This window comes from Streptomyces sp. NPDC029138 (assembly GCF_055564375.1).
On record NZ_JBVHWM010000133.1, the window covers coordinates 1 to 5,722 of the forward strand.

The 5,722-nt window shown below is 76.3% G+C and carries 7 protein-coding genes; 3 read left to right on the forward strand and 4 right to left on the reverse strand.

Going from position 1 to position 5,722, the window contains the following annotated elements; genetic code table 11:
- Positions 1–209: 209 nt before the first annotated feature.
- The 4 genes from ACZ4WH_RS43720 to ACZ4WH_RS43735 form a co-directional block, all read right to left on the reverse strand.
- The gene (locus tag ACZ4WH_RS43720; protein WP_468191883.1) at positions 210–431 is read right to left on the reverse strand and encodes a CDGSH iron-sulfur domain-containing protein; all 222 of its coding nucleotides are present in this window, start codon (positions 429–431) and stop codon (positions 210–212) included.
- 25 nt (positions 432–456) lie between these two features.
- Complete coding sequence (locus ACZ4WH_RS43725) at positions 457–1,086, reverse strand: HemK2/MTQ2 family protein methyltransferase (protein WP_468191886.1); 630 nt, start codon at positions 1,084–1,086, stop codon at positions 457–459.
- 45 nt (positions 1,087–1,131) lie between these two features.
- Entirely contained in the window at positions 1,132–2,193 is a 1,062-nt protein-coding gene (locus ACZ4WH_RS43730; RefSeq protein ID WP_468191863.1) for an iron-containing redox enzyme family protein, read from the reverse strand.
- A gap of 176 nt (positions 2,194–2,369) precedes the next feature.
- Positions 2,370–2,546 carry a hypothetical protein gene (locus tag ACZ4WH_RS43735; protein ID WP_468191866.1) on the reverse strand — a complete coding sequence of 59 codons (177 nt, stop codon included), beginning with the start codon at positions 2,544–2,546 and terminating at the stop codon, positions 2,370–2,372.
- Positions 2,547–2,988: 442 nt separating this feature from the next.
- Between ACZ4WH_RS43735 and ACZ4WH_RS43740 the strand changes: the two genes are divergently transcribed.
- Genes ACZ4WH_RS43740 through ACZ4WH_RS43750 form a run of 3 tightly spaced genes read left to right on the forward strand, consistent with a single transcriptional unit; the run spans position 2,989 to position 5,544 of the window.
- Positions 2,989–3,828 carry an SDR family NAD(P)-dependent oxidoreductase gene (locus ACZ4WH_RS43740; protein ID WP_468191872.1) on the forward strand — a complete coding sequence of 280 codons (840 nt, stop codon included), beginning with the start codon at positions 2,989–2,991 and terminating at the stop codon, positions 3,826–3,828.
- Positions 3,829–3,834: 6 nt separating this feature from the next.
- Positions 3,835–4,758: a DMT family transporter gene (locus ACZ4WH_RS43745; RefSeq protein ID WP_468191875.1), complete on the forward strand. Its 924-nt coding sequence runs from the start codon at positions 3,835–3,837 to the stop codon at positions 4,756–4,758.
- A gap of 6 nt (positions 4,759–4,764) precedes the next feature.
- The gene (locus tag ACZ4WH_RS43750; protein ID WP_468191880.1) at positions 4,765–5,544 is read left to right on the forward strand and encodes a polysaccharide deacetylase family protein; all 780 of its coding nucleotides are present in this window, start codon (positions 4,765–4,767) and stop codon (positions 5,542–5,544) included.
- Positions 5,545–5,722: the final 178 nt, after the last annotated feature.

The window sequence follows — 5,722 nt, forward strand, 5'->3', positions numbered from 1 at the left end:
GGGCGGGGATCGCCGGTTTCCCTGGGACCGCCGAGTAAGCCCAGAGAGTGGGGGTTGAGCCCCCTGGGGGCGGGGACCCTGCGCCCGGACGCGGGGGCGGGGGGGGGGGGGGGCCCCCCCCCCCGGACCCGGGCACACAGCCGCTCCCCGGGCCGGTCCGTGGGGGACCGCCCGGGGAGCGGCGAAAAACAATCTGTTTCAACCAGTGTTCAGGCCTTGCGCCGGTGACTCGTGTCGCACCAGGGGTAACGGCGACTGCGCCGGCAGGTACACAGAGCGACGCGGAAGCGGTCCGAGGAGACCGTGGTCCCGTCCTCCAGCTCGATCTCCACGGGCCCTTCCACCAGGAGGGGCCCGCGCCGCTGCACGGTGATCCGCCGGGCCCGATCGGCCGAGGGCCTGGCCCCCGGGCCGGCGGGCGGGGTGTTCACGGCGGAGCCGGCGCGGTCAGCGGAGTCAGCAGGGTCGTTCGGCACGGATGACCACCAGCTCTTCCCTGTTCTCGGCCGGCGCGAGCAGCCCGCTCCGGCGCAGCCAGTCCTCCCGGGAGCGCAGCACCGGGCCGAAGGCGATCCAGCGGCGCCGGACCACCGCGGCCTTCAGCCCCGCCGCCCGCAGCAGCTCCAGGGTGCGGTCGGGACCGCTCAGCGCCGAGTGCACGATCAGCAGCACCCCGCCGGGGCACAGCAGCGGCGGCGCGTCCCGGCAGATCCGGTCCAGCAGCAGCCGCCCGTCGCGCCCCGCGTCCCAGGCCCGGGCCCGGCCGTGCGGCCCGCGCCCGGCGTCGGGCGCCGGCACATAGGGCGGGTTCGCCAGGATGAGGTCGTACGTTCGGCCGCGCACCGGCGCGAAGAGGTTGCCGCGCCGGATACGCACCGGCAGCCGCGTCAGCCACGCGTTCAGCCGGGCCGTCCACACCGCCCGCCGGGACACGTCCACCGCGGTCACCGCGGCGCCCCGCCGGGCCGCCTCCAGGGCCAGCGCACCGCTCCCGGTGCCGACGTCCAGCACGCGGGCGCCGGGCGGCGGCGCCTCCTCGCGGAGGGCCTCGGCCAGCAGCTCCGTGTCGTCCTGCGGGGCGTACACACCTGGAAGCACCAATGCGATCACGTCGCGCGGGTACCCCGGGAGTCAAGATGTATGGGACATCTGGTGTTCCGGGGGTGTCCCGGGGGGTGATTCCGGGGCTGCGGGGGCGGGAGAGTCCAGAGGTGTCCGCAGGGACGACCGTCCCGCGCGCCAGTCCGCGAGCAGCCGCCGGGCCAGCCGGTCCTCCAGATACTCGGTGGCGTCGATCCCGAAGGCGATGTCCGGCTCCAGCTCCGGTTCCTCGGCCAGCAGTCCGCCGATCACCTCGTGCCGGACGACCTGCTCGTGCACCGCGTCCGCCTCCACGTGCTCGTCGTAGAAGAACTCCGCGGCCGGGCCGGCGCCGGTGCGGCGCATCGCCTCGGCCAGCCGGCGGGAGCCGGGCGAGGAAGTGATCTCCACCTCGGCGAAGTGGCCCACCAGCGCGCCGCGCAGGTCGCGGTGCAGACCGAACAGGGACATCTGGTTGACCACGGCCAGCATCTCGGCCGGGGCCGCGTCCAGATGACGGCCGTACGTGGTGTCCAGGCCCAGGTCCGCCATCAGGTCGGCGAACAGGCGCGCGTGCACCCGCTCGGCCCGGCCGCCGCCGAACTCGTCGTACTCCACCGCGGCCATCGCCGCCTTCGCCCGGCCCCACAGCCGCGGCAGCACCCAGGCGTGCGGATCGGCCTCCTTCAGGTGGTACAGCGAGCGCAGCGCCGCGTACTCCCGCAGCTGCCACAGCTCGCCCTCGGCAGACAGGAAGTGGGTGACCCCCGTGCCCTCGGCCGGCTCGACCAGGAGGGCGGCGAGCGCGTCGTCCAGGCTGTCGTGGACCGGGGTGTCGGCGCGCAGCGCGCCGCCGAAGCGGTGTTCCAGCGCGGCCCGGACCCGCAGCAGCTCCGGGTCCCACTCGGTCTGCGGCGGGACACCGGCGAAGCCGCGGTAGTGCAGCTCGTAGCACAGGTACAGGGCGAGCTGGAGGTCGTCGCCGTACGGGTCGGCGGCCCCGGCGCCCGCCGGGTCCGGGAGCGGGCCCGTGCCGCGCAGGTACGCGATGACCGCGGCGGAGAGCGGGCCTCGGGGCGGGGGCAGCAGAGGTCCTCGCGCGTGGTGGTTCATGGGGCCCGGGTACCCGGCCCGCGCGAAAGCACCAGTGATCCACCGCACCCCGAAGAGGTCACCGGGCGCAGGCCGTACGGCCGTGGCCCTGCCCATCGCGCCGGTGCCCCTCAGGGGATCAGCGAGATCCCCAGTCGGCCTGCGGGCCGACCCGTGGGCGCGCCGCCCGGTTGGGCTCAGTCGCCCTTCGCCTGCTCCTGCGCCCCGGGGCTCGGGGTGATGGTGTCCCCGGCCTCACCCGAGGCGTCATGGTCCTCGTCGCGCTTCTCGGCCTCCTCGACCTCCCGGAGCACCTCCTCCAGCGCCGTCTCCGGCCGGTCCTCATGGTCGTCGTGGCCGTTGCCGCCAGGCATGACGTCTCCTTCCGTCGGCGAGGTGATCTGCCCTGCGAGTTACCCGACGGAGCCGTCCCAAGCGTCCCCCGGACGGGGCGAGGGACCGCCGTCTCCCTGCTGACGGCGGCCCCTGGGGCAGGGTCCAGCGCCGGTCCAGCGCGTCGGTCAGCTCACCGCCGAGCGGCAGGCCGCCCGCGCCGTACACGCTGGACGCGCGCGCCCGCTGCCGGGCGTCGGTGAAACGTGGTGTGGAGCAGCGACAGCGCGGCGGGCGCGAGCAGTGCGTCCGAAGGCACCCCGCAAGGCGCCGCCGACGGCCGGCAGCGAAACGGCAGTGTTTCTTTCTTGCGGCCCACTTCGCCGTGCGCGGTGTTTCAGTGTGTGGCGCCCTGGATACACCGCGAAGGTTCGGCCCCGGAGTTCGCGAGCCCGTGTACGCCGTCGCAGTGAGGTCGTCACCATGTCCCATGCCCCGTCCCCCGCAGGACCGTCGAACGACACCCGGCCCCTGGCGGCCCCGGCCGCAACGGCGGACACCGCCCCGGACCCCGGCCAGGGCGGTGCCGCCCTGGTGACGGGCGCGTCCTCGGGCATCGGCGCGGCCGTGGCCCGCCGACTGGCCGCCGAGGGCGGCTGGCGACTGGCCCTGAACGGACGCGACGTCACCCGACTGGAGCAGGTGGCCGCGCAGGCCGGTGCCGTCGCGCTGCCCGCCGACCTGACCCGGCCCGGCGCCGACCGCCGGCTCGCCGGCCTCGCCCTGGACCACCTCGGACGGCTGGACCTGCTCGTCGCGGGCGCCGGCGTGGGCTGGGCCGGGGACTTCACCGGCATGCCGGCCGCGCGCATCGACGAGATCGTGGGGGTCGACCTGCTGGCCACCGTGCACCTGGTGCGGACCGTGCTGCCGCACATGGTCGCGACCGGATCCGGACGCGTCGTGCTCATCGGATCCCTCGCCGGCAGCGTGGGCGTGCGCGGGGAGGCCGTCTACTCGGCGGCGAAGGCCGCGCTGGCCACCTTCGCCGACTGCCTGCGGTACGAGCTGCGCGGCACCGGAGTGGGCGTCAGCCATGTCATCCCCGGCGTGGTCGCCACCCCCTTCTTCGACCGGCGGGGCACCCCCTACGCACGCTCCTGGCCGCGGCCCGTGCCCGCCGAACGCGTGGCCGACGCGGTCTGGGCCGCCGTCCTGCACGGCCGGGACGAGGTGTACGTCCCCGGGTGGCTGCGTCTGCCCGCCCGGGTGCGCGGTGCCGCGCCCGGACTCTACCGGCGGCTCGCCGCCCGCTTCGGGTGAGCGGCCATGACCGGGCTGGCGGTGCTGCTCGCCCTGCTCGCGGCCCTGTCCAACGCGGCCGCGTCCGTGCTCCAGCGACGGGCCGCCGTGCAGGAGCCGGACCAGGGCGGTGGGGCGGGGTCCGCCGTGCGCCGGTTCGCCCATCTGCTGCGCAGACCCTACTGGCTGGCGGGCGCCGGGCTGCTGGGGCTGTCCAGCCTGTTGCAGGCCGGGGCGCTGGCCGTGGGCAGCCTGTCCCTGGTCCAGCCCCTGCTCACCGCCGAGCTGCTGTTCACGCTGGCCGTGGGCAGTGTCGTCTTCCGGCGCCGCCCGGACGCCCGCACCTGGCTGGCGTTCGTCGCCCTCGCCGGCGGGCTGGCCCTGTTCCTCCTGGCGGCGGCGCCGTCCGCCGGCCGGGCCACCGCGCGGCCGGGGGACTGGCTGCTGGGCGGCGGCGGCGCGCTCGGCGTCGTCGTCCTGCTCGTGGTGGTCGCGCGCCCGACCCGGGGTGCGTCCCGGGCCGCGCTGCTCGGCCTCGCCTCCGCCGTGTCCTTCGCCGCGACCGCGGCGCTGCTGAAGGAGGCCGTGGGGCGGCTCGGGCAGGGGCCCGCGGAGATGTTCGGGCACTGGTCGCTGTACGCCACGGGGGCCGCCGGACTCGTCGCGTTCCTGCTGTTGCAGGGCGCGCTCGGCGCCGGTTCGCTGACGGCGTCCCAGCCCGCCCTCACCCTGGGCGACGCGCTCACCAGTGTCGTGCTCGGCTGGGTGCTGTTCGGCGAATCGATCCACCTGGGCCTGAGCCTGCTGCCGGAGGCGATCGGTGTCGCCCTGATCGGCGCGGGCAGCATCGGCCTGGTCCACTCGCCGTCCATCGGCGGGGAATGGGACGCCACAGACCCGAAGGCGTACTCCGGCTCCGCCGCCGCTCTCCCGCGCACACCGAGGAGGTAGTCACCGATGTCCCTCGTGTCCGGCCGCGCCGTGCGGACGGCCGCCGTCCTGCTGCCCGCCGGGGTCGTCGCGGCCCACATCGGCCCGGCGGCCACCTGGCTCCCGGGCGTACGGCTGCTGCTCTTCCCCGGGCTCGCCGGCACCGGCCCCCGCCGGCACATCGCGCTCACCTTCGACGACGGACCGGACCCGGTGTCGACCCCGCGTTTCCTCGACGCGCTGGACGGGCTCGGGGTGCGGGCCACGTTCTTCGTCCTCGGCGAGCAGGCGGTCCGCCATCCCGGGCTGGTCCGGGAGACGGTACGGCGGGGGCACGAGCTGGGGGTGCACGGCTGGACCCACGACCGGCCCTGGTGGCCGGCGTTCGCCCGCGACGCCGAGCAGCTCGCCCGGACCGTCCGCGCGGTGCACGACCTCACCGGGCACCGCCCGCGCTGGTACCGCCCGCCGTACGGCATCCTCACCACGAGCCGCTGGCTGGCCGCCCGGCGGGCCGGACTGCGGACGGTGCTGTGGTCGGCGTGGGGCCGGGACTGGACCGCCGACGCGACACCGGTGTCCGTACGGGCCCGGATCGCCGCGGACCTGCGCGGCGGCGGCACCGTCCTGCTCCACGACTCCGACCGCCACTCGGCCCCCGGCTGCTGGCACGCGACCCTGGCCGCCCTGCCGACGGTGGTCCGGGGGTGCCGGGAGGCGGGGTTGGCGGTGGGCCCTCTGCGTGACCACGGGCCGGTTCCGGTTCCGGGCGGGGCCTCGGTGCCGGCCGGGGTCGCGGGGGAGTGACGGGTGGTGCCCGGGTCCAGGTGCCGACGGTGGTCCGGGGGTGCCGGGAGGCGGGGTTGGCGGTGGGCCCTCTGCGTGACCATGGGCCGGTTCCGGTTCCGGGCGGGGCCTCGGTGCCGGCCGGGGTCGCGGGGGAGTGACGGGTGGTGCCCGGGTCCAGGTGCCGACGGTGGTCCGG

What these genes read in the sequence shown, in the direction of transcription:
- ACZ4WH_RS43730 (WP_468191863.1), bottom strand. Translation starts at nt 2,193, where the DNA reads ATGAACCACCACGCGCGAGGACCTCTGCTGCCCCCGCCCCGAGGCCCG.
- ACZ4WH_RS43735 (WP_468191866.1), bottom strand. Translation starts at nt 2,546, where the DNA reads ATGCCTGGCGGCAACGGCCACGACGACCATGAGGACCGGCCGGAGACG.
- ACZ4WH_RS43740 (WP_468191872.1), top strand. Translation starts at nt 2,989, where the DNA reads ATGTCCCATGCCCCGTCCCCCGCAGGACCGTCGAACGACACCCGGCCC.
- ACZ4WH_RS43745 (WP_468191875.1), top strand. Translation starts at nt 3,835, where the DNA reads ATGACCGGGCTGGCGGTGCTGCTCGCCCTGCTCGCGGCCCTGTCCAAC.
- ACZ4WH_RS43750 (WP_468191880.1), top strand. Translation starts at nt 4,765, where the DNA reads ATGTCCCTCGTGTCCGGCCGCGCCGTGCGGACGGCCGCCGTCCTGCTG.